Genomic DNA, 24,084 nt, shown 5'->3' with positions numbered 1-24,084 from the left:
AGCTCGTCATTTAACTAGCTCATCAATTAACTAACTCGCCAATAAACAACTCGTGTACTAACGTCTATTGCGCCAACTTTCTCAGCTTCTCTGGTAATTTGAACTCACCAGAACTACGGGAAAGCTCACTCACCGTTGGCGACTCCAAGGGCCCTTTAACCGAGTAGTTAACTTGAGTAAATACCTCAACCACAGGCGAAATAACCGTCGTCACCGCTAATACGTACAAAGCGGTTTGTGGGGTGACCGCAAAGGCGGTTAACACAGGAATACCAGAGGTAATATCAGGAGTAAAGTTCACCTCAGCATCAACCTGACGAGTATTGAGGTTAGCGATACCTTTGATCTTCATCTCACCCGCGACCGCATCCATATTCAGATCATTAGTCAGGAAGATACCATTTTGGATCTCGCCCGTTCCTGTGATGCTATTGAATGCCATGCCTTTATCAAACACGTCTGAGAAATCGAGTTGCATCTTACGAAGTATTGAATCTAAGCTAAATAAACCCAGTAAGCGGGCGGCACCACTTACATCAGAAATAATGCCTTTACCAAACTGAGTTTCAACATTACCACTAAGGGTATCTATTTTGATCCCCCAAGGCGAACCATCCCAGTCCAGCTTCCCCTTTAACGCAAAAGGGGCTTTTTGAATCCCGGAAGTGATTCCAAAACGCTCCATTAACTCACTATTGTTTTCACCTTCAAAATCAACGGTTAAGGATGAATGGCTTGTGTCGCCTTTCAGCTTCCACCAACCACTTACATCCGCTTTGTTGCCGCCACTTCGAACCTGAATCTTGTTCCACTCAATGCGATCTTCTTTTCTGGTCATTTCAACGTCCACCTTGCCGACCTTATAACCTTGCAACCAAAAGTCGTTAAGTGTCATCGTCAAGTTGGGCATCGTATAATGAATCTTTTTATCTAATTCAGAGACCAATGGCGCTTCTTTCTCTTTTCGTCTAAGCAGAGTCTCTTGGTTTGTTTTCTCGCTCCACTCAGGGAAGAATAAGTGCAGACGGTCAAGTGAAACCGTTAAATCATAAGGGGGGAGATAATTAATATCACCTTCTAACTCTTGGCTAGAAATTTCCATTTGCCACGCTTGCTTATTCTTTCGAGCGCTAAAGTCGACATCGTTCCAAGAAATACCGCCTAAAATCAACTCTTTACTCTCGAAAGTCACACGGCTTGGTGCCGGAATGCTTGGTGTGTCCATCTGGCTAAGCACAGCATTTGAGGGTTGGTTACTGGAGTTCATCAAGACCGATAACCAATCATCGGCATTGAATTTATCCGTACGAATTAACGCATGATGGCCAACAACAGGGCTAATCTTATAACCGCCACGACCAAGTACTAAATTGGTGGCAGTTAGTTCAGGAACATCACCTGTGATATCAATCTCAGCTTGATATTTGGTGCTAGGCAGTTGTAAACGTGCAGTAATAGCTTCTTGGTTACCCGACGCCTGCAACCGCGCAGAGCCACTTTCTAAAGATTTCTTCGCTAATGGATATGGGTAGTCACTCGCCAGATACTTAAGATCGGACTGCAAATCCAATTGATAACTAAAACCGATATCATTGAGCTGTATATCAATCTGACTTTGCCATAGCGCATGACCGGATAGGCGACTTAACCACTTTTCTCCGATATAAGGTTCTAGAGGCTTAACGTCCCAATCCCCTATAACATCGATATCAACCGCATAACCTGGGCCATCATTCAATCCTTTGAAGTCAATCGAAACCCCTTGCTCAAGTAGATCCGCCGCTAGGCCATGTGCCGTTACCACATCATTATCAAACTCAATGCGTCCAGTGGTGTTTTCAAGCACTATCGGCGGCGCTTCAATTTCAACATGATTCCCATTCAGGTCGGCATACCCCCAAGCCCTTGGTTCTTTTTCAGAATCAAACGGAATATTAAGCTGAAATTCAGAAGAAACATCACCACTGACCTGAAGTGCTGTTAAGGCTGCTCCTACAGAGTCGACTAATGGCGAAGCCGTCATGTAATCACGCACCGCATTACCTGACGCTGTCGCTTTCGCTTCAATTTCGATATGGCCGCCTTCCCCTAAATAAGGAATACGCCCCGTTATACGATCTGCCGTGACATCCATCAATTGAGCTGAACGAGAATCCAGATGCATCGCAGCATTTTCAAACAGTAGATCAAGCTGAAGGTCAGTGATCAATGGCCAGCTTGTGTCAAAGCTAAATTTAGCGTCCTCTAAACCAACCCAAACTTGGAAAATGCCATCATGATTGGTATACGGATATTGAGCTAATTCACCATGCCAAAGTAATTTAACGGCGTCGGCTTTACCTGCTTGGATCGCAGTGGAAAGGTAGTCGGTTAAGTCTTGGCCAAGTGCCAACGTTGGCAGGTAACGCCAGGTTTCACCGACGTTGTAAGCGTCCGCTTCACCATAAAAAGAAAGGTACGGGCTTGCATCATTTGGGAAATCTAAACGAAATGCACCCAATACTTGTAAATCTGGCGTGGCTGCTGTGACTTTATCTGACCAGAGCTTCCAACCGTTTTCATCTTGTTGCCAAACAATATCAACCTGACCCTGTTTGATATTCAGAGGGGCTTGAAATACGTCACCATAAGGAAATACATCGTCAATAACATTCAGGCTGGCTTTCGCTTCTGATAACGACCCAAAGACACTGCCTGAAACTTGACTAAAACCTGGCAATAATTCCCATTGCTCGATTGCAAGGTCAGAAAAGCGAGCTGAATAACGTAAGCTCTCCATTTCTGGGCCCATCGAGACACGAATATCTGAAACAGAGCCTCCTGGAGCCAACGAATTCATCATTTGAGTGGATTGCTCGGAATCCGGCAACAACTTAATCAGCGGAGTAATGGTTGCAATATCAAGTTCAGACACGTTGAGTTGCCATGAACCTTTAATCCACTTAAACGCAACGTCAAACTCAGGCCAAGGTCTAAAATCCGTCCTTAAATTGAGTGAGTGACCATTCACTTGCCATCCATCATCGACTGGAGCCAACTTAAAGATGCCCGACTCAACCATCAATTCATGCTGACCATCTTCGTTCCACGTCAATTCAGAAGGCAATACCTCAACATAAGCGCTCACAGGCTGACTGTTTCGCAGAGTTACCCAACTATTGAGGCTCACTGTTCCGCTTTCAATGCCGGATTCAGCTTGCATATAATGCGTTAGCCACGGATTCACCGAGATGCTATCAGCGCTGACATAGAATTCCCCCGTAACATCGGCTAACGAGCCACCATCGACAAAGTTAGCACTCACTGACAAAGAATTTAGGTTGGCTTCTTTAATACTCACCACGCCCTCTGCCAGATGATGTTTACCGGAGTTTTGCCACTTTAATGTTTCGATATCGAGCTGACGCTCTTCGTCAGAAATCGTGCGGTATACGAGAGTTGAATTTTTAGCGGTAACGTCCACCAGCGTTTTCAGCAGTAAATTATCCAGCTCTTGTATAACCCGTTTTGAAGTGTTTGATTTCGTCGGGTTCTTATCATATTCATTCCGTTCTGGAAACAGATCTACTGGACGTATATCAAGATACATTTGATTCATCACAAGATCGGCAACCACAGGACGCATTTGAACAAGTGATTGAATCAAGTCGAACTCAACTTCAACACGCTCTACAGAAAAAGTCGTATCTTCTACGTTAGGGAGGCTGGCTTTAACACCTTGTAGTGCAATGGAAGGGTGAGTGTTACGCCAAAAACCACTCACATCTTGAATAGAAAACTCAAAGCCGGAATGTTGGTTTACCCAAAGCTCAATCTCAGATTGATACTTATTTAAATTGGGTAAAGCTACACGTAGTGTAGTAACGGCAATGGCTAGCGTTACTAAGAGAGTAACCACTAACCACAAACATGCACGTAAAATCAGAGTAACGCTTGAGCTCACAAAATGTCCATTACATCATAACCACATCAAACTGCTCTTGTATGTACAGAGGCTCAGCCTGGATTTTAACTTGCTTGCCAATAAAGACTTCAAGCTCCGCAAGCGCATGAGACTCTTCGCCTTCTAGCGCCTCAGCCACAGCTGCCGCTGCGTAGACCACAAACTTATCGGCGTCGTACGCACGATTCACTCGCGTGATCTCTCGAAGAATTTCATAACACACCGTTTCAACCGTTTTCACACTGCCACGACCTTCACAGGCAGGGCAACTCGAACACAGAATATGCTCAATACTTTCACGAGTTCGTTTACGCGTCATCTCCACTAAACCAAGCTGTGTAAAGCCGTTAATATTGGTTTTCACACGATCTTTGTCCAGCGCCGCCTCCAAAGAAGTTAGTACTCGCTTACGGTGCTCTTCAGACAGCATATCGATGAAGTCGATAATGATGATGCCACCTAAGTTACGCAAACGCAGCTGGCGAGCAATCGCTTGAGTCGCTTCAACGTTGGTATTGAAAATCGTCTCTTCTAGATTACGACGGCCGACAAACGCACCGGTGTTGATATCAACCGTCGTCATCGCTTCTGTTTGGTCGATAATCAGATAACCACCAGACTTTAATTCGACTTTCCGATCCAAAGAGCGCTGAATCTCGTTCTCGGTATCGTACATATCAAAGATCGGCTTATCGCCTTCATACAACTCTAACTTGTCGGTCAGCTCTGGCACGTACTCAGAAGTGAATTCTTTTAGGTTTTCATATTCTAAACGAGAATCGACTTGGATCTTGCTCAGCTCAGTCCCTACAAAGTCACGCAAGATACGTTGACTTAAGCAAAGCTCACCGTACAAACGAGTGCGTGCTTTGTGCTTACCACGACGCTCTAACACTTTTAGCCAAAGTCGCTTCAAAAAAGCCGCATCTTGTGCAAGCTCATTAGAATCTGCACCTTCGGCTGCGGTACGGATAATAAAGCCACCGTGTTCGTCACAGTAGCGAGATACCACTTTCTTAAGGCGATTACGTTCAGATTCGCTATCGATACGCTGAGAAACACCAACATGGCTAGCACCCGGCATAAAGACCAGATAACGAGAGGGTAGAGTGATATCTGTCGTTAATCGGGCCCCTTTGGTACCTAGGGGATCTTTGACGACTTGAACCACAATATCTTGCCCTTGGCGAACAAGCTCTGAAATATCACGAACCTGAAACTGTTTCTTTTCATTTTCAGCGACACATTCAGTATGCGGAACAATATCAGAGGCGTGTAAAAAAGCTGCTTTCTCAAGACCTATATCCACAAAAGCTGCCTGCATTCCTGGCAGAACACGACTGACACGTCCTTTATAGATATTTCCTACGATGCCGCGTCGAGCATCTCGTTCGACATGGATCTCCTGAAGAGTTCCCCCTTCAATCATGGCCACACGAGTTTCACTCGGGGTCACGTTCAGCAACAATTCAGCACTCATGGTGCACCTCAGATCTGTAATTATAAGAATTCTTGCAGTAGCTGGTCCGTTTCAAATAAAGGTAAGCCGACAACGGCGTAATAACTACCTTCGATTCGGGTAACAAAGCGTCCACCCAAACCTTGGATCCCATAGCTACCGGCTTTATCGCATGGCTCCCCTGTTTCCCAGTATTGTTCTATTTCTTTTTCACTGAGGGGTTTAAACCATACGTCGGTAATAACGATTTTTGTATTTTGTTGTGTAGCCGAGACAACAGAGACAGCCGTCATCACCTGATGGCGATGATTCGCTAATTGAGTAAGCATTCGCTTAGAATCAGAAAAATCCGCAGGCTTCTCGAGTACCTGCCCTTGACTGACGACTACGGTATCAGAACCTAGAACGACATGCTGCTTTTCAGAATCACTAACACCTAACAAAGACAAAGCAGCTAAAGCCTTATCCAATGATAGCCGCTTAACATATTCTTCGGCGGTTTCTTGAGCGTGTTTACACTCTTCCACATCAGTCACGAGAACAGAAAACTCATAACCAAGTTGAGATAGCAGCTCTTTGCGGCGCGGGGAACCAGATGCTAATACTAAAGACTTCTTTTCCATCGTCACGCTACCTTACATGCCAATGACGACGTACTCGTCTCATTAATAAAAACATCCAAGGCCAAAGTATACAGTTTATCAATGCACTCCATAACGACAATGGATTGAATACGACATCTTGAATCAAATATTCACCAAAGAATATCAATACTTCAAATAACACCGTTAACGCTGCAATGATCATGGCTTGCTGCCACAATGCCATATTACGAATGACAAGGAAATTAAGCGCAATTATGTACATCACAATTGCCATCATCATTCCTCTAATCCCTAGCGTAGAACCGATCAAGAGGTCCCACAATAAGCCAAGAATCAAAGCGCTACCCACGTTAACACGATGAGGCATAGCCAAAACCCAGTAACAGGTCACCAGTAATAACCAAGATGGCCTAAAAAGATCTAAGCTACCAGGCCAAGGGATAGTTTGCAGAATAAGTGCTATCAAAAATGAACAGCCAATTACTATTTTACTTCTTAAAACACTATTGGCCATCTTCACCCTCTAACAATACTTGTTCAATGCTGGATTGCTCTGCTTTCATCTGTTTGTTTTCATCAGGCCATACAAGAAGCAAGTATCTGAGCTTATCAAACTCCACCACTGGCTCCGCTTTAATAACGGCAAACTCGCGTTTCGGGTCGTAGTCGACCGAAGAAACATGCGCCACTGGATACCCTTCAGGGTAAACCCCACCCAAACCGGACGTCACTAATAGATCTTCTTGTTGGATATCGGTGCTAGTTGGAATGTGCTCTAGCTGGATTTCATCCATCATGCCATTACCCGAAGCGATCACTCGAATATCGTTTCGAATAACTTGCACAGGAATTGCGTTGTTTGCATCAATAAGCAGTAGCACACGGCTATTGTGAGCAGCAACAAACGTCACTTGGCCAACAATGCCTTTCTCGTTAATCACCGGCTGCCCTTCATACACCCCATCAATCTGACCTTTATCGATCACGACTTGATGACGGTATGGTGAAGTGTCGACTGCCATAACTTCTGTGACAACTTTCTTCTCATCACGGATAAACGGCGATCCTAACAGTTTACGAAGGCGCTTATTTTCTTCTTGATATTGGTCAAGCAGAATCAGCTCACTCTTCAATCGTAAGACTTCTCGTTTAATATTATGGTTAGATTCGACTAGCACTTTACGAGTACTAAAACGGTCGTATACACCATCGAACATAGTGCGAGGCAAGTTGGCTGCATACTGAATAGGGGCAACCACGCTGTTTAATAGATAGCGAACATTTGAGAAAGCATCTAAACGACTATCAGCCAGCATAAGGCTGGCTGATAAAGTTACAGCAAAAAACAGGCGCAATTGTAGAGAGGGACCTCTACCAAAAATTGGCTTCATTCTATATTTGGTCCTAGAGCTACATTTGATCCTATAGACAAGGTCCTAGGCTCTTCACATAAAACTAGATAAGAAAAGAGCCTAACACTAAATATTATTCTTCGCTGAACAGGTCACCACCGTGCATATCGATCATCTCTAAGGCTTTACCGCCACCTAGAGCAACACACGTTAATGGCTCTTCTGCAACAACAACAGGGATGCCGGTTTCTTCAGTTAACAAACGGTCTAGATCTTTTAGTAGCGCACCACCACCAGTCAATACCATACCGTTTTCTGAGATATCAGAAGCCAGTTCAGGTGGACACTGTTCAAGTGCAACCATTACTGCAGAAACAATGCCAGATAGAGGTTCTTGAAGCGCTTCAAGAATTTCGTTTGAGTTCAGGCTAAAGCTACGAGGCACACCTTCAGCAAGGTTACGACCACGAACTTCGATCTCTTCCACTTCATCGCCAGGGTAAGCTGAACCGATTTCGTGTTTGATTTTCTCTGCTGTCGCTTCACCGATCAAGCTGCCGTAGTTACGACGAACATAGTTGATGATCGCTTCATCAAAACGGTCACCACCGATACGAACAGAAGATGAGTAAACCACGCCATTGAGTGAGATAACGGCAACTTCAGTGGTACCACCACCGATATCAACCACCATAGAACCCGTTGGCTCAGAGACACGTAGACCAGCACCAATCGCAGCAGCCATAGGCTCATCGATAAGGTAAACCTCACGAGCACCAGCACCTAGCGCCGATTCACGGATAGCACGGCGCTCAACTTGCGTTGAACCACAAGGAACACAAACCAAAACACGAGGGCTTGGTTTAAGAACACTGTTGTCGTGCACTTGTTTGATGAAGTGCTGAAGCATTTTTTCCGTTACGTAAAAGTCGGCAATCACACCGTCTTTCATTGGACGGATCGCTGAGATGTTACCAGGCGTACGACCAAGCATTTGCTTAGCTGCATGACCAACAGCAGCAACACTTTTTGCCGATCCCGTGCGATCTTGACGAATAGCGACAACTGAAGGCTCATCAAGAACAATGCCTTGGCCTTTTACATATATAAGGGTATTGGCGGTACCTAAATCAATCGATAGGTCGTTTGAAAACATGCCACGAAGTTTTTTAAACATATTCTTCGCTCATCCTGCAAGAATTAGAAGACAAAAATTGCACTAAATGTACCAATGCCTTGCTGTCACGGCAAGGCATTGAAGTATAAACATGGACTGAAACCCGCAATTTCTTACAGATTCCTAACTTAAGAGGCAAATATTATATTATTACTGACCTGTTAAACCACTTTCACCTCGGTAGATCACACGATCGTTACCGCGGTAGATACCAAATGTGACGACGGTGGAGGGATCTTCATCACCTAGCTGGCGCCAGTTGTAGCGCAACCATGGCTGTTCTTGATCACTACCTGAACATGTAATGGGGTTTTCACCCGTTTTAGCGGTTGGTGCTGAATCATCCATTCTTAACCACAGACGGACTTGCTCACGCGGCGAATCTGTACCTGTTGGTGTATTTTGATTCGCGGTGACTTTTTTCTCACCATCATCGACACTGCTACTGCCGTTAAGTGAAGCCAATGTGGTTGTCGTTCCCTCACTGTGCCAAATAACTTGCTTACAGACATTTGCACCATTGAAGGTACTGCGGTCATCATCTTCATTCACAACAAATTCATTACCATCCCAGAACTCAGATCGCAGTGGAATCGTTAGAGTAGTACCGGAATTGCCACCAATATCATCGAGTACCATTCGGCCATAGCGAACATCTGGTTGTGCTAGCAACAGCTGATCTAATGCTCCTACATCACTGCCAGTCATTTTGAACCTGGTAGGATCAACACTTTCAGTAATAGTTAAACTCAATTGTGTATCAATACTATTATCACCGGTTGAATTAAATGGGCCATCGATTGTTGTCGTAGGCTGATTGAAATTCAGACGTTGCCATTTTGCATTATCAAAAGAAGCGTCCCAAACAGCACCGCTAGTCCAATGAAGCTTTCCGAGCGCACTTGAAAGAATATTAACCCTATCAGAGTATGCCCCAGTTAAATCAAATGCAGCTTTCAGGCTAGCATTAAAATACTGATAATTAGCTGTGGGCAAACTAGGGGTGTTTGCATTGTAAGCAGTCACTGTAAACTGAACTTTTTTAAAGTCTTGGGACATATAAGTAAAACCAGCTTGGTTGTCTGGTTCAGTCCAAGCCGTGTCAGTAATTTTGAAGTAATCTGGATAAAAACGACCTATATTCTTATTTCCGGAGAATCCACCAAGAATCTTGCCGTAAAAGCTGCTCGAATCTTCAGTCACTTCAAAATTTATACTACCCACTTCTGAGTATTTTAAACTCTCGAATTTATAGCCTTTATTAGTCTGATCATTCGATGAAATTTGCTTAGTTAGTTGAGTCTCAGGGGTTAAATCACCTAACTCAGCGCCTGGGTAATCCGCAGTTGAAGGTGTCTCTAAAGTCGTTGTCACTTGCACGCTTGCTGTCGACTTAAAGTAATTATTAGTCAATAAATTATCATCAGTACAAACATCAGATGAGTTGGTATGCTTGATTGGACGAGCATACACATCAAACGACTCTCCAGCGGCAACAAATGCAGCTCCACCAATGCTATCACCATCAGAATTATTATCAGTACAAATCGCAAATTTCCAAGGGCGAGAGTAGACAGAGAAACTTCCCTCTACATCGTAACTCCCATCTTCGGGACAGCCAGCGAAACCAGTACAATCAAAACTACTGTCTTTTAAAGTGACGTTGAAAAGACCTGATTCAGAAATAGTTAAGTCATTTGAAGCACTGCCTTTTTTGAATTCAGGTAAGTAAGTTAACGATCCATCAGAGCCATTCCACGAACTATCCAGCTCATGAGCAATGGTAACTTCCTTCTCGGCTTCACCTACATAGTTTTCGGCAACCACAATAGAATCACCTAGGTCACAGGCTAAAACTTTAGTTACCGTAGGTGTGGCCTGCCCAGCAATAACGTCAAGACGATTGGTTGGAGTATTGCCATCCACTAAAGAGAATTTAAACGGCACGAACTTGAACTGACTTTCAACCTCTTTGCCAGAGTCATCCACTAATGTTGCAGTGAGTGTATAATCAGAGTCAAAATCAATATTGGCAGTCTCTTTAGCAACAATTTTTAAAGTTAATTCACCATCGTCATTTGAAACATAATTAGGGTAAGTACCTGAACCTTGTGGTACATAGATGTCGAATTCATCAGCGTCTGGCGTAATACCTACGGTAACGCCTAGACTTTCCGCCACACCATTATTAGAGGTATTAATGGTAAATTGAGGGGAATCGTCGCCACACATTAAAGCTAAATCGGTTGCGGGGGAAATATCAATTTCATAGTCATCAACAGGCACAATACAGCTGGTCTCTGCATGAATTAAAGCGCTTGATGACATATTCACTGATTTAGCAGATACCGCACCATACACTTTAGCTGCTCCGCTCATATCAACATTTCTTTCACTGTAAAGTAAACCGACCAGCGTGCCACTTCCATTTAGGCTGACAAGTTGGCCACCATTTTGTAATACGTTCACCCTAAAATGTGTGTCACCCGCAAGCACGGGTTTATCACCATTCCAACGAACAATTGGAATTCCAGCATAACCATCATTGTTAACAGAAAAGTTTTTAGTAAAGATCGTAACCGTATCACCACTCTTTACGCGTAATTTACCTGTACCATTGATATTAAGTGATCCAATTTTATATTTACCAGACTCTATTTCAACCACTGCACCAGTACCAATTGAGATGCTGTCATATTCGTAAATCTTCACACCACCAACAGTGATAGGTAAGGAAGTGACATTGTGGGTGTAAGGGATATCTAATGAGTTACCTAAGTTGTCTGGAACATCTTCTAATGCTTCTTTATCGATAAGTAAGTCATCCAAGCCGTAACATTCCTGGCCTTCACAAGCGGAACCAGTTCTGTCATTGGTATTCGAATTTAAAAAGCCTACGTAACGCTGGCCATCATCCCTAAGCGCTCCCACTATTTTAGGAGAATTATTAATTTCGAGACTTCCGTTAGAGCCTTTCCATGTTTGCACTGGACTTTTATTATTGAAGCCCTCACAAATACCGATGTCATTAGGTCTGTCAAACATAAAAAAGCCTACATCTTCAGCAACGTGAGACCTTTCACTGTCCTTATCCATATCCTCTTCAACAATAAAGTAAACTTTATCTTTCGTGATATCACAACGGCGAATCCAGCCACCATTATTACCGTCACGAGAGTTCTTATTAGCAACTAAGATCGGAGGAGCATCAAACCCTGCATCAGCTATCGAAGTAAACTCTTTGCAACCGATTTCTATTGGAGAAATGACTCTTTCACTCAATGTAGTCGTAACTCTTGTTTCAGCATTGCCAAGGAAAAAACGGGCACCTTGAATAAACCCTGCTCCCTCACCAGCCACAAAAGCTACATTCTCTTTAGATGATATAGAGTTCTTTTTGATGACTTCAGATTTCTCTAATGCCAAGGAAAAGCTTTCAACTCCCACACCGCGAGCCATTCCGGTAAACCACGCTGATGTGTTATTTTTTGTTTGAGGTTGAACCAAAACTCCTGGCTTAGAATTAAAAGAGTCTAAACCATAATCCTCATAGCGAATAATATCTGCATTGTTTCTTTCTCCAGAAATTTGAGACGCGGCGGTGTTTGTATCTACAAGACCTGCAACAATTTGACTTTCACCATTATTTAAAGAGATAACGCCTTCTTCGATAACAAAATAGTCAATATAGTTACTACTTTTTAAAGGGTCCCCTTGACCACTCATAGGTGCATCTAAATAGGAAATATTATTTGTCTTTTTCTTAGCGCTTGGGGCTATTTCTTGAACTATTGTCGCAGATTGCCAAGTTGTATTGATTACAGACGCTGTAGAAGGAAGCTCTGTTGTCCCATTACTCCTAACGGATAAGCTTGCATCAATGGTTGGCATAACAAACACGAGCGGCTTAGGTTTCGCTATGTCATAGGTGTTATTAAAATTCAGCGTACAAGTCACGACTTGCTTGTTCTCAGGCCCTGGAGATGAAATCGTACAATTGTTATCCGTAAGAGTACCAAACTCGAATTGAGGGTTTTGATTAACAGGGGGAGTTCCTGAACATGCATCAACTGGATCTGTTCTATACAGGCAAGTGCCATGAACTACACTGTCATTATCTTTAAAGTATATCGTTGCCCAATTATTATTAGCGGCAGTCGCATTTCCGCGAATAACAGTGTCATCATCTAAGTTAATATTATGATTTGTACTATCAATATTACCAATGATCTCTGACTCGGAAATACTTAACTGTCCAATTGCAACAACGCTCCCACCGATGCGAGATTCATCAGTAATTATTATCTCGTTATTACTCCTATTTGAGACGTCACCCGCCACTTCAGAATCATCAATAGTAACTTTTGCTCCTCCGTCGACATCTCCTTGAACTGTAGAGTCATTTTTTACTTCTATTTCATTTAAAGTTCGATTCGACACATCACTATTAACGGTGGAATCATCAATAGTAATTTTTGAGCCCGCATCGACACGCCCCCAAACAACAGACTCATCTTTTATTTCTATCTCATTATTTGTTCTATTAGTAACCCTGCCATTAACTTGAGAATCAGAGATAGTAATCTTAGTACCACCATCAACGTTTTCTGCAACCCATGAATCCGACTCTAAAACAATCTCATGATTACTAACGTTGGATACTGAACCTCTAATTATCGAGTTTTTAGTTGTCACCTTATTGTTTACAACGATATCAGCACGCAGGTCTGAGTTTTCAAAATAACTAGAACCGTTGGCACCACCTTCTAAGAAAACTTTATTGTTATTGTGTGTGATATCACTGTTAATCAGTTTAAATCCACCACTAGCCCACAATGTTGAATCACTGTTCATTTTTATATATGCGTTATCCGCGTCAAATATTCCGTTACAGGAATAAGTCTTGGGATTACCACCACTAACACTTGTGTTACCAGAACATAGAGAGTCGAAGTGCCTCCCGTTATTTAAGTTGTAATTAGTCTGTGCGTAAGAATCAAAAGACCAGCACGAAAATAAAAAAAATAGGGGAAGGGTTCTTAGAAACTTTATACTATTCATGTCACTACTCCTTCACCCAAAGTTCTTGACTACGCTGCACTTGGCTCACACCAGAACCACAAATTACCGAAGACTCTAAAACATAGAAAACAAAGCCATCAAGCTCTCCCCGATTGGAACACTGTATTCGATCAAGAAAACAATTCACCGGAGCTGTGTTAACCATTGAGCTTGCTATCGTAAAGATCCCACCTCCAGGTTGGAGATCATTACTGCTACAAACACTAGCAACGGCAGAAGAAGCCTGAGGCTCAGGATCTGGGTAAAACTGAGTCATAACATACTCATTAACAGAGTGACTGAGCAACCAAGCTTGTGTGCCAAGTACAACTCGAGTGTTTGAATCATTATCAGACCAACTCGTTCGACTCAAACTTGTCGCTAAAAAACCAAGCACCACGATAACAAAGATGACTATGACTAGCGCACTACCTCTTTGGCTTGCTTTACGGGACATTAATCACCTGTATATCTTGCTCAAACACTGTGGACTCATTGTTTTCTGCAAACTCGAGAGTCAACTCAACAACACCATTACTCTGAACATCTGCAGGTTGATAACTCAGAGTGCTATTCTCACTTATAACTCGATCGCTTATTGTAACACCATTACGAGTTAGTAAATTACTATTCGCAAGGCAATACTCCACAAGGTTATTTGAGTCAAAAATGTAGTGCCTTTTACCTACAGATTCACTGACAAGAGTGTTAGCTCCGTTTGGAATAGAAAAGTATGCAGCAGATACGCTTGGAGGAACCACACTATCAAGAAGGTATACATTATTTAGTTTGCTGATATCCGTATGTGGTCTAGTCGGATTTATAACCAATGACATAGATTGCAATGAGCTGCTTGTCGCTCCTGTATCACTAACTAGAAAGTTAATGTCAGCCCCCGAGGTAGCGTAAAAACCTGAATCAACAATTGGATAAAATGATACGCAACCGCTACTTACAGAAGCAGGAAACATATTAGGTACAGCATGTCTTACTTCACGAGAAAGCTTTTCCAATACAAATCTGGCTTCAGTTTGTAGTCGAAAGCGCTCTACAGAACCAAAATAGCCTCTCATTCCAAGCTCGGTAAAATTCGCGACACCAAGCAAGACAATACTTGAAATAACAATAGCTAGAATCATCTCTATAAGCGTAAACCCTTTCCCTTTCATTAATACTCCCCTCTATAAGCAACTAAGGTGATAGGAGAATTATTGCTTGCGGTGATTGTTAAGGTAAATTTCTGCATAGATGTAGTTGGCGTATCGTTAGTAACAACCAAATCCACATCAAAATTAGTGTAAGTGGTACCGAGTTCAATTGGAGTGCCTGAGCTCACCGAGCCGTAATCTCGAGCTAAAAGGTCGGTCATAATACTTTGACCTAATGCTGAAGATCGGTTGGAATAATTCACTTGCCCTGAAAGCGCGGATTGTGGTGCGAGAAAAGTAGAAAATGCGATCATTGCAAAACCAAGTAGTACAATAACAATGATCGACTCAATAAGCGTAAAGCCACTATTTACGAACTTCATGGGCATACCTGATTACTTGGATAAACAAAACCTTGAGAATTGATACAAACCCAAGCTCTGCCGGAACTATTATTGGATGAGATAGTAATTTGAACACCAGATGAAGCACTGTTTTCAGGGTTACCTAAAAGGTTGAATTCGATTGGAGAAGAGTAGCTAGAGGTAGGTACAGAAGAGAAACTATAATCATCACTAGCGATAACATCACTTCTCGTCTCAGAAGTGTTGTCACAAGCAGATTTCGAACCGATACAATTATTCGCAGCCACTAAACGTAAGCTTTCAGCACCTGACACAGACATATCCATATTAGATTGCATTCTATTCAACTGAACTTGCCGAACGACAGAAGAAACCTGATTTTGAAGAGCATAAAGTTCATAGTTTTGGCGTCCACCAAAACGACTGATCGCTGTCGCTGAAATAATAGCTAATAAAAGAATCACTACGATTAACTCTACAAGAGTGAAACCTCTGTTTGGCTTTGTATTCATATATACCCAAAGTAGCTCGTTATGACTCTACATTACAAGATAGATTCAAAATAATGAAGGTTTCTAATATGAGTTTTAATACTAATTCTAGTTTATGATTTGAATAAAAAAGGCCAGCAAATGCTGGCCTCTAGCTTACCAAAGCAAGCTATTTAGTTACCATTACAACCGGCACCAAGAGTCACTGATGTAGATGCAGCAGAAGCCGCTGTTTTACCAGTAGCCTGTGTATAAGTAACAATACACTCATCTTCACCATCAGCAGCTCCAGAGAAACTGAATGAGATAGTACCTGAACCACCACTAGTAACGTTTTTCCAGTCCTCATTTAAGCCAACAACCGCAGCCCCAATACCTGTAGATGTTGCCGTTGGATAACCAAAAGCAATATCAATACCTTCAACACTTTTTCCTGAAGATACCGCTTCTAAACCTTTTACAGCGGCTTTACCGTAAGTAATACCCGCAGCACCATCAATAGCGCCCTTTAAGCCTTGCAGAGAAGACTCACGCGCATCATCTTGCAGGTTTAGGAAACGTGGTGCTGCTGTTACAGCAAGAATACCTAGAATAACAATTACAACCACTAGTTCGATTAGGGTGAAACCGCCTTGTCTTTTCATAGTTTAGCTCTCTCTCTATGTTTAATTTTACGCAGACTTACTGCAAAGTTACGGTCACACGACCAGTTTTAATTTCGTAAACAAATTGGTGCTCGGTATTACCTTCTAATTGAATGTAAGTACAGGTTGCATCACCAGAATTCGCTTGCGCTGAATATTTGTAATTTGAATCGTCATCAATTTCATCAACCGTGCCAACTTCTGGCGGATTCTGCAACAAGTTTCTCATTAATTCAGCACAAGTTTCAGAAGAAATATCTCCAGGTGCGACTGAAGAATCGCTATTCAAAGTCCATGGGTAGCCGTCTCGAAAATCAGTATCTTCATTGCTACTGTTCTTTGATCTTGTTAACCAAAAATCAACACCATCATAATCTACAGTATTGTATGTTTCAGCACCGATCTTCTCTGAGGGTCTTGCTTCGGCTTCCCATTGCGCTCTTGCTGATAACACTGCGGTTGCAAAACCACCCGCAACGCCCTCAATACTTGATTTTTTAGCCTCATCAGTCACATCTAAGAAGCGAGGTAAAGCAGCCACTGCCAATAAACCAACAACGACAATTACGACAACTAATTCGACAAGGGAGAAACCCTTTTGATTTTTAAGCATTTTTACCTACCCATCTAATCACTAACGCGCATTATACATTTGCACACGTATAAAACCATAAAAACAGTGTCAATATATTCACAAAGCCAAAATATTGGCTTTAACACTAAATCGTTCTTTTTTAAGCAATATATCTATCTGATACTGTTCACTATAATGATAACGACAATGAAACTGTATGTTATCACTTTTATCTTCAATACTTGGAGAGCTTAGCCCTAAAATGCTCTCTTGGGGATATAATTGATCCAACCAATAACGGCAATCTCGCGACTCGCCTTGCATCGGCATAAGCCATCCCGTCTGACTATAAACCTTTGATTGTTCGGAGCTGTTTTTTTGCTTATTTCCCTTCAACAGATACTGTTGTTTGTACAAATTTGCTTGCTCTACAATTCGTTTACTCGCCACGATCAATGCAGTGTTGGCCGCTTCTTCTTCCACCGTTTCCCACGCAGAGAGCAACCCTACAATCAGAAAAAGAATAACCACACTCCAGACAGCAAAACGTGAGCGCTGTAGGTTATTTATCATTGATTAGCCTTTGATTGCATCCAACATTCCCCACATTGGTAGGAAGATACCCAGAGCTAAAACCAACACCATACCGGCAACGATGACCAACAAAATTGGTTCGATTCGAGCGGTTAATGTTTTTAAGTCATAATCGACTTCTCGATCATAGTAATCAGACACTTCAAGCAACAGCTCATCAATACGACCGGTTTCTTCACCCACTGAAATCATTTGTATCACCAAAGGTGTAAAAATCTCGCTATTAATCGCCGTTGACGAAACCGTACTACCCGCCTCTATGGCCGATTTCATGGCTTGAACTCTGAGCTCAAGAAAGCGGTTATCTAAGGCTTCAGCCGACAAAGCTAACGATTGGTTTAGTGGTACACCCGCTTTGAGCATCAATGCAAAAGTACGTGAAAATCGCGACAGCAATGCTCGGTTAACGACACCACCGATTACCGGTATTTTTAGGCGTATTTTGTCCCACTTCTCTAGCCCTTTATCTGTCTTAACCCATGCTTTAAAAGCAAAGATAAGGCCAAAGATCACGCCGAGCATTAGGCCCCAGTAATTGACAAAAAACTCCGACATACCAATCAAAATACGAGTAGGCAGCGGAAGATCGACCCCGAAACGGGCGAACATGCTAGAGAACTGTGGAATTACCTTGATGTTAAGAATGAACATTGCGATCAAGATAAAGCTGATCACGAAGGTTGGGTAACGCATCGCGGTCTTGATTCGCTTACGAGTCTCTACCTCTTGTTCATAATACCCAGCAAGTTGTAATAGAGCCTGATCTAAACGACCCGTATTTTCACCAACACCAATCATCGATACAAACAATGGACTGAATGCCTTGGGGTGCATCTGCATCGATGCCGCTAATCCACGACCATTGGTGAGCTCAGCGACGACTTCCTCTAGCGCCGCTTTCAACTGTTTATTTTCGCAATTTTGGGTCAAACCTTTCATCGACCTTAATAAAGGAACACCGGCTTTTGTCAGGCTGTATAACTGTCGACAGAACAGAACCAACACTTCAAGAGGGACATTTGGCGAAAACAGGCTAGATACGTCCATATCCAATACAGAGCCGCCACTTTTACCTAGCTTGATAGAGGTGGGAATAATCCCCTTACTCATCAAGCTTTCAGCAGCGAGGTCTTCGTTATTCGCATCCAGTTGACCAGTCACTTGACTGCCATCAGAGCGACGACCTACATAACGATATGTTGGCATATCACTTTCCCTCTACAGATAAATTGGGTCAGTGGCACCGGAAGCATCGCCCTCACCTAGGTGCATGATCTCATCGAGACTCACCACACCTTGCAGAGCCAGCTCCATAGCTGAAGCCAATAGTGGTTTGTAATTTTTGGACTGTCTTGCGGTTTGAGCAAAGCCAACCGCATCATTGGCTCTAAGGGCATCCATCATATTTTGTTCTAGCTCTAACATTTCAAAGACACCAATACGCCCACGGTACCCCGTTAGGTTACAGTTTTGACAGCCACGCCCTTTCATAAATGGCACACCCACTTGATTCGGAAAGCGTACGCTTAGCCATTGCTTGCGCGGTTCATCTAATTCATCCTCAACCTGACAATCGGTGCACACTTTACGAACCAATCGCTGAGCGACCACGGCTCGAACAGCACTCGCCACTAGGTAACCTGGCGCTCCCATATCCATCATGCGCAGCGCACTGTCTACGGCATCATTAGTATGCAGCGTACTTAAGACTAAGTGACCTGTTAATGCAGCCCTTAAACCAATCTCAACGGTTTCATGGTCACGCATCTCACCAATAAGAATGATGTCTGGATCCTGACGCAAAAAAGTTCTCAAAACCGTTGAGAAATCGAGGTTAATTTTAGGGTTGACCTGAACTTGGTTCACACGAGGAAGACGATATTCAACCGGGTCTTCCGCGGTAATGATCTTTTTACCCGGTTCATTCAATTCACTTAAAGCACCATACAAGGTGGTTGTTTTACCTGAGCCTGTAGGGCCGGTAACCAAGATCATGCCATGAGGACGACGTAGTTGATGACGAAGGCGAACCAGAAGATCACTCGGAATGCCTGACGCTTCTAATTTACGCAAACCTACTGATTGATTAAGCAGACGCATCACCACCGATTCACCATGTTGAACTGGCATGGTCGACATACGAATATCGACAGATTGACCTTTAGCTCGAATGTTGAATCGACCATCCTGAGGAAGACGCTTTTCTGAGATATCGAGGTTTGCCATCAGTTTTAAACGCAGTACCAGTGCAGAGCCGATATTAACTTCGTTTAATAAAGTTTCATGCAACACACCGTCGATACGCTGACGAAGACGTAGGACGTTAGAATCGGGTTCGATATGGATATCTGAAGCACCCACTTGGATTGCATCTTCAAATAACGAATTAATTAACTTAACGACGGTGACTTCGTCGATGTCCTCTTCGGCTATATCAAAATCAAAGGCATCATTGATTTGGTGTTCAGCATCAAGCTGCTCGGCGAAAGAAGCGATCTCTTTGGTTCTTCGATAATAACGGTCAAAACCATCAACCAGTTGCCTTTCAGGAGCGACCACAAACTCTAAAGCGTAATCACCTAACTGGCCAAGCAGTGACTCCTGTGCAAATAGATCCGCAGGATCACTCATTGCAATCCGTAACGTATCGCCTTGGCGCCCAATCACTAATGCACGAAGGCGGCGAGCATGTACTTCGGGTAAAAGCTGAACCGCTTCTACATCGATATTTGCACGGCTAAGATCAATAAGAGGAATGGCAAGCTGTTGCGACAAAAAGCTCAACATTTGTTGCTCAGACAAGAAACCAAGTTCAATGAGTGTATCGCCAAGCTTACGACCAGTACTTTTCTGAGCGACAAGGGCTTGCTCAACTTGAGCTTCGTTAATGATGCCCTCTTCGACGAGCAAATCACCAAGCCTTTTTCTTAATCTAATTTGCATCGCCGTTCTCCTCTAAAACAGTGAGTATGTTTAACCGATCACGCACAAAGCTCTGCGATTGAGAAGAGATTCCGACTCTGGTTAAGGCACCTTGGTATGATTGTTTTGCAGCGGTCAAATCTAATTGACGCTCTTGCTGAATGGCTAAACCTAACCACCAGCGAGCATTGTCCGAATCGATCTCAACCAACTTTTGATAACTCTCTAATGCAATCTCTTCTTGTTGAGATTTTTGACTCAATGCCGCACGCATTGCTAAATAATCTTGGGTAGGGTTCGGCGGCAGGTGGACTAATGGGCTCAACGCGGCTTCTGCTTGATTTGCTTTAACTAACAATTTAGATAAACCTAAGCGTAATTTCTCGCTGTTAGTGTTGAGCTTAATACCCAACTGGAAAAGTTCGTAGGCTTTACGAGTATCGCCTTTACCAAAATAGAGAATAGCGAGTTTCTGGCGAACGTCCTCATTTTGAGGAGTATAACGCAGCGCCTCGGCATAACCTTTCAACGCGCCAGTAAGATCGTTTGCATCCAGTGCTTTTTGAGCGCGCCCTTGTGCATTTTTTGATAATTGTTCATGCGTCAGATTCACTTGTTCAATCAGCATGCCACTATTTTCGGCGCCATCAGAACTTTCGGCCTCACTAGAGATAGGCGTCGAGTTGTTTTTTGTCACACTCGCAACATACACCGGCTTGGGAATTGCTGGCTTATTTGTTTTAGATGCATTCAAAGGTTTAAGTGCCGTTTGGCGTTGTAATGTTTGGTGCTGTGTTGTTTGAGCGGTATCTGCCACATCAAATGAAACAGCCTTAGTTTGAACACTATTTACCGTCGCTGCCTTTTCTACAGAATGGTTCACTAAATCTAGCGTCACCAACTTTTTGGTGGGAGATAATATCGCTTGAGTAGCCGTATTCTGTACGTCTACCGAGCTATCAGAAAGCGCCACTTGGATTTGTGAATCTCGAGTCGATATTGACCTGTCGACGCTAGGGCCTTGCGAGATAGCCCAACCGCCCATCGCTAAACTGAGAGTAAAACCCGCGGCTATCCACACCAAAGGGGATCGCGAGCGGACTTTAGGTACCACGGCCGCTTCGATCGAAGTTGTTGATTTCTTCTTTGCCAATTCAGACAAGGCGTTATTAATGACGCTCATAATTAATTCCAACCCCACAATATTGGCGTTTTAAATTTAGGCTTACACACATCGTATGTCTCATGCATAGCTGAAAAAAGATGTTGGTTATCAATACTTTTCTTCTCTTCACTAAACGAAAGTAACAGAGCCTTGTGACACAGTTGATTAATCAATCTTGGAATACCTAACGATGAGCGACAAATCGCCTTTTTTTGATTCAAACTGAACAGTTCAGGGTTACCGCCAGACTTAGCGATCCGATTATCAATATACGCAACGGTTTCATCGAGCGTAAGCGCCCTCAATGTCGAACTGAACGTGATTCTCTGGCGAAATTGCCTGAGGTGGTAAGCCTCTAATCGAGAGTCCAACTCTGGCTGCCCTAATAGAACAATCTGCAGCAGTTTTTTGTCTTCAGTTTCAAGATTGCCGAACAACCTTAATGTTTCGAGAGCTTCATCCGATAGCGCTTGAGCCTCATCGAGAATCGCGACCACTCTTAACCCGGCGTTGTGCAACTCAATCAACTTATGTTGAATATTGTCGACCAAGGTAGCTTGGTTATCGATAGTCAAACCCAGCTCTTTAGCAACAGCTTGACGTAAGTCTGCACCAGAAAGTACCGGATTTGGCAGGTAAATTAAGGCGGTACAGTCGTGTAAGTGATTGACTAACATCCGGCAAACCATGGTTTTTCCAGTACCCACTTCGCCCGTCACCTTAATCACGCCCTCACCCATTTCCAACGCCGAGATGACCGTTTGAATGGCCTCGAAATGAGGCGCTAAACCATAAAAAAAATCGGTATTCGGCGTTAGTGTAAATGGCAGTTGTTCAAAACCAAAGTGGGCTTGATACATTCGACGCTCCAGCTTAGTGAGACACTGCCAATCTACATTGAGAAAGTGATTGATTACTCTTCATCAGGGAACCACTGCTGTAAAAGATCTCGAGAGCGTTCTAACTCTGTTTGCCAAGTATTCACACCTACGATCGTTGGTTTAAGCAAAATCACGAGCTCCGTTTTTTGAGTCAACTGGTTGGTATTTCGGAACAAATGGCCTAATGCAGGGATATCACCGAGGAATGGAACTTTAGACGTCACATCACTGGTGTTGGATTTCATCAAACCACCAATAACAACCACATCGCCGTCTCGCGCTCGAATCACGGAATCAGATTCACGAATAGAGCTTTTCGCCAAAGGAAGTTGCACCACACCCGTTGTTGAGCCTAGGTTGAGCTCTTTCACCTCTTCATCTACCTCGATAACTGCAGGGTGAACATGTAGGAACACGCTACCTTTATCGTCTATCTGAGGAGTCACATCTAAAGAGATACCAGAGAAGAATGGCGTTAACTCAACCTCAGGCGCAACATTAGCATTGTCACCACTACCAACCGCACTTGATAAGTCCGTCACGTAGTATTCGTCTGTACCAACCTTGATCACCGCTTTCTGGTTGTTTGCAGCCGTTACGCGTGGGCTAGATAGCACGTTCAAGTCACCCTGCGTATCCATGAAACTTAATACTGCTTCAAAGCTACCACCAGAAACAACTAAGTTAGATTGACCACCTAAAGCCGCACCGATTGGATCCATCCCTGGCAATGCACCTGGGATGATAGTACCGGCTGCATCTTTCACAATTGATCCCATGCCGATTGTATAATTAGTGCCATTCGACGAGAACATCTTGGTCCAATTAATACCCTGCTGGTAACCATCACTCAGGGTAACTTCCATGATTTTGGCTTCCAAGATGACTTGGCGCTGCAAGCGTTTTTGAGAAATGCCTAAGAACTGACGCACTTCACGAATTTCATCCGGGTAAGCGCGCACGGTAATCACACTGGCTTGTGGCGTAACCACGACACTTTGTCCGTCACCTGAACCAATTAAATGAGCAACCGCCGTTTCCAGTTGTGGCCAAAAATCACTTTCAGATGTCGTTTCAATCTCTGTACCACCATTCGATGTCGAGTTTGATGTGTTAGAAGAGTTTGATGAATTCGACGAGTTAGAGTCGGAGCTTGAAGAGTTCGACGAGCTGTTGTCCGAGTTGGAGATCGTGCCGGTAGTGATGGTCGTCAATGATCGACCAGAACGCTTCACTTGTAAGTAATCAACAGGAATAGTCACAGTACGAAGGCCGGCAGGGTATACCTGAATCACCTTGCCACGCTTTTCAATATCGTAGCCATACATATCCTGAGCAACAGACAATACTTCATCTAACGTCACATCTGTCAGATTTAAAGTGAGACTCCCGGTAACGCTTGGGTGAATAGCCGCGCTGTATTCGGTGCCTTTGACTAAGCTAGCAAAAAAGGTTCTCGCCTCAACACCTTTCGCCTGAATACGGAAACGTTTAGCCGTTTCCATTCCCGGTGACATAGCATCAGAGTTAAGCTGAGGCATCAGGTCATCTTGTACCGACGAAGGAAGATCATGAAGCGCTTTGCTATTCGCTTCATTGATCGATTCGTTCAAAGACTCTTTGATCTCAACGGGATCACGGTGCCCCATCGAACAGCCGACTAAAGATGACACTAGGATTGCTACTACAAGTTTACGCATGTC

General features: G+C 43.4%; 19 protein-coding genes. All 19 read right to left on the bottom strand.

The window, feature by feature from the left end; translation table 11 throughout:
- Positions 1–64: 64 nt before the first annotated feature.
- Positions 65–3,943: a YhdP family protein gene (locus OCT63_RS09365; RefSeq protein WP_269983638.1), complete on the bottom strand. Its 3,879-nt coding sequence runs from the start codon at positions 3,941–3,943 to the stop codon at positions 65–67.
- A gap of 10 nt (positions 3,944–3,953) precedes the next feature.
- Positions 3,954–5,423, bottom strand: a complete 1,470-nt coding sequence (rng, locus tag OCT63_RS09360; RefSeq protein ID WP_017055951.1) for a ribonuclease G — start codon at positions 5,421–5,423, stop codon at positions 3,954–3,956.
- A gap of 20 nt (positions 5,424–5,443) precedes the next feature.
- Positions 5,444–6,025, bottom strand: coding sequence for a Maf family protein (locus OCT63_RS09355; RefSeq protein WP_102507112.1), 582 nt, complete (start codon positions 6,023–6,025; stop codon positions 5,444–5,446).
- Positions 6,026–6,032: 7 nt separating this feature from the next.
- Complete coding sequence (mreD, locus tag OCT63_RS09350) at positions 6,033–6,521, bottom strand: rod shape-determining protein MreD (RefSeq protein WP_060467090.1); 489 nt, start codon at positions 6,519–6,521, stop codon at positions 6,033–6,035.
- Positions 6,511–7,398 carry a rod shape-determining protein MreC gene (gene mreC / locus OCT63_RS09345; protein WP_017055948.1) on the bottom strand — a complete coding sequence of 296 codons (888 nt, stop codon included), beginning with the start codon at positions 7,396–7,398 and terminating at the stop codon, positions 6,511–6,513. The genes mreD and mreC overlap by 11 nt, the downstream gene beginning before the upstream one ends.
- 94 nt (positions 7,399–7,492) lie before the next feature.
- Positions 7,493–8,536 carry a rod shape-determining protein gene (locus OCT63_RS09340; protein ID WP_017055947.1) on the bottom strand — a complete coding sequence of 348 codons (1,044 nt, stop codon included), beginning with the start codon at positions 8,534–8,536 and terminating at the stop codon, positions 7,493–7,495.
- 150 nt (positions 8,537–8,686) lie between these two features.
- Positions 8,687–13,390, bottom strand: a complete 4,704-nt coding sequence (locus OCT63_RS09335) for a DUF6701 domain-containing protein (RefSeq protein WP_269983665.1) — start codon at positions 13,388–13,390, stop codon at positions 8,687–8,689.
- Between the two features lie 211 nt (positions 13,391–13,601).
- Positions 13,602–14,054, bottom strand: a complete 453-nt coding sequence (locus OCT63_RS09330) for an MSHA biogenesis protein MshP (RefSeq protein WP_161688104.1) — start codon at positions 14,052–14,054, stop codon at positions 13,602–13,604.
- Positions 14,044–14,766 (bottom strand): PilW family protein, encoded by a 723-nt coding sequence (locus OCT63_RS09325; RefSeq protein ID WP_161688101.1) that lies wholly within the window; start codon positions 14,764–14,766, stop codon positions 14,044–14,046. Before OCT63_RS09325 ends, OCT63_RS09330 begins: the two co-directional genes overlap by 11 nt.
- Positions 14,766–15,128, bottom strand: a complete 363-nt coding sequence (locus tag OCT63_RS09320) for a type IV pilus modification PilV family protein (RefSeq protein WP_269983637.1) — start codon at positions 15,126–15,128, stop codon at positions 14,766–14,768. Before OCT63_RS09320 ends, OCT63_RS09325 begins: the two co-directional genes overlap by 1 nt.
- Positions 15,125–15,622 (bottom strand): type II secretion system protein, encoded by a 498-nt coding sequence (locus OCT63_RS09315; RefSeq protein ID WP_161688097.1) that lies wholly within the window; start codon positions 15,620–15,622, stop codon positions 15,125–15,127. The genes OCT63_RS09320 and OCT63_RS09315 overlap by 4 nt, the downstream gene beginning before the upstream one ends.
- A 152-nt stretch (positions 15,623–15,774) precedes the next feature.
- On the bottom strand, positions 15,775–16,245 hold the full coding sequence (locus OCT63_RS09310; protein WP_269983636.1) for a type II secretion system protein: 471 nt from the start codon (positions 16,243–16,245) through the stop codon (positions 15,775–15,777).
- A gap of 37 nt (positions 16,246–16,282) precedes the next feature.
- A complete protein-coding gene (locus tag OCT63_RS09305) occupies positions 16,283–16,858 on the bottom strand; it encodes a prepilin-type N-terminal cleavage/methylation domain-containing protein (RefSeq protein ID WP_017055940.1) in 576 nt (191 codons plus the stop codon).
- A gap of 78 nt (positions 16,859–16,936) precedes the next feature.
- A complete protein-coding gene (locus OCT63_RS09300; RefSeq protein ID WP_269983635.1) occupies positions 16,937–17,392 on the bottom strand; it encodes an MSHA biogenesis protein MshF in 456 nt (151 codons plus the stop codon).
- Positions 17,393–17,395: 3 nt separating this feature from the next.
- Complete coding sequence (locus OCT63_RS09295) at positions 17,396–18,619, bottom strand: type II secretion system F family protein (protein ID WP_269983634.1); 1,224 nt, start codon at positions 18,617–18,619, stop codon at positions 17,396–17,398.
- A gap of 12 nt (positions 18,620–18,631) precedes the next feature.
- The gene (locus tag OCT63_RS09290; RefSeq protein ID WP_269983633.1) at positions 18,632–20,356 is read right to left on the bottom strand and encodes a GspE/PulE family protein; all 1,725 of its coding nucleotides are present in this window, start codon (positions 20,354–20,356) and stop codon (positions 18,632–18,634) included.
- Positions 20,346–21,518 carry a tetratricopeptide repeat protein gene (locus OCT63_RS09285; protein ID WP_269983632.1) on the bottom strand — a complete coding sequence of 391 codons (1,173 nt, stop codon included), beginning with the start codon at positions 21,516–21,518 and terminating at the stop codon, positions 20,346–20,348. Before OCT63_RS09285 ends, OCT63_RS09290 begins: the two co-directional genes overlap by 11 nt.
- A gap of 2 nt (positions 21,519–21,520) precedes the next feature.
- Positions 21,521–22,360 (bottom strand): ExeA family protein, encoded by an 840-nt coding sequence (locus OCT63_RS09280; protein ID WP_161749900.1) that lies wholly within the window; start codon positions 22,358–22,360, stop codon positions 21,521–21,523.
- 53 nt (positions 22,361–22,413) lie between these two features.
- A complete protein-coding gene (gene mshL, locus OCT63_RS09275) occupies positions 22,414–24,081 on the bottom strand; it encodes a pilus (MSHA type) biogenesis protein MshL (RefSeq protein WP_269983631.1) in 1,668 nt (555 codons plus the stop codon).
- Positions 24,082–24,084: the final 3 nt, after the last annotated feature.

This window comes from Vibrio sp. RW, from assembly GCF_027587105.1.
GTDB classification, from domain to species: Bacteria; Pseudomonadota; Gammaproteobacteria; order Enterobacterales; family Vibrionaceae; genus Vibrio; species Vibrio toranzoniae.
This window is presented reverse-complemented; position numbering and strand designations above follow the sequence as displayed.

Coding starts and splice junctions, on each gene's coding strand:
- rng (WP_017055951.1), bottom strand. CDS start 5,423: ATGAGTGCTGAATTGTTGCTGAACGTGACCCCGAGTGAAACTCGTGTG.
- OCT63_RS09355 (WP_102507112.1), bottom strand. CDS start 6,025: ATGGAAAAGAAGTCTTTAGTATTAGCATCTGGTTCCCCGCGCCGCAAA.
- mreD (WP_060467090.1), bottom strand. CDS start 6,521: ATGGCCAATAGTGTTTTAAGAAGTAAAATAGTAATTGGCTGTTCATTT.
- mreC (WP_017055948.1), bottom strand. CDS start 7,398: ATGAAGCCAATTTTTGGTAGAGGTCCCTCTCTACAATTGCGCCTGTTT.
- OCT63_RS09340 (WP_017055947.1), bottom strand. CDS start 8,536: ATGTTTAAAAAACTTCGTGGCATGTTTTCAAACGACCTATCGATTGAT.
- OCT63_RS09335 (WP_269983665.1), bottom strand. CDS start 13,390: ATGAACAGTGATTCAACATTGTGGGCTAGTGGTGGATTTAAACTGATT.
- OCT63_RS09330 (WP_161688104.1), bottom strand. CDS start 14,054: ATGTCCCGTAAAGCAAGCCAAAGAGGTAGTGCGCTAGTCATAGTCATC.
- OCT63_RS09325 (WP_161688101.1), bottom strand. CDS start 14,766: ATGAAAGGGAAAGGGTTTACGCTTATAGAGATGATTCTAGCTATTGTT.
- OCT63_RS09320 (WP_269983637.1), bottom strand. CDS start 15,128: ATGAAGTTCGTAAATAGTGGCTTTACGCTTATTGAGTCGATCATTGTT.
- OCT63_RS09315 (WP_161688097.1), bottom strand. CDS start 15,622: ATGAATACAAAGCCAAACAGAGGTTTCACTCTTGTAGAGTTAATCGTA.
- OCT63_RS09310 (WP_269983636.1), bottom strand. CDS start 16,245: ATGAAAAGACAAGGCGGTTTCACCCTAATCGAACTAGTGGTTGTAATT.
- OCT63_RS09305 (WP_017055940.1), bottom strand. CDS start 16,858: ATGCTTAAAAATCAAAAGGGTTTCTCCCTTGTCGAATTAGTTGTCGTA.
- OCT63_RS09300 (WP_269983635.1), bottom strand. CDS start 17,392: ATGATAAATAACCTACAGCGCTCACGTTTTGCTGTCTGGAGTGTGGTT.
- OCT63_RS09295 (WP_269983634.1), bottom strand. CDS start 18,619: ATGCCAACATATCGTTATGTAGGTCGTCGCTCTGATGGCAGTCAAGTG.
- OCT63_RS09290 (WP_269983633.1), bottom strand. CDS start 20,356: ATGCAAATTAGATTAAGAAAAAGGCTTGGTGATTTGCTCGTCGAAGAG.
- OCT63_RS09285 (WP_269983632.1), bottom strand. CDS start 21,518: ATGAGCGTCATTAATAACGCCTTGTCTGAATTGGCAAAGAAGAAATCA.
- OCT63_RS09280 (WP_161749900.1), bottom strand. CDS start 22,360: ATGTATCAAGCCCACTTTGGTTTTGAACAACTGCCATTTACACTAACG.
- mshL (WP_269983631.1), bottom strand. CDS start 24,081: ATGCGTAAACTTGTAGTAGCAATCCTAGTGTCATCTTTAGTCGGCTGT.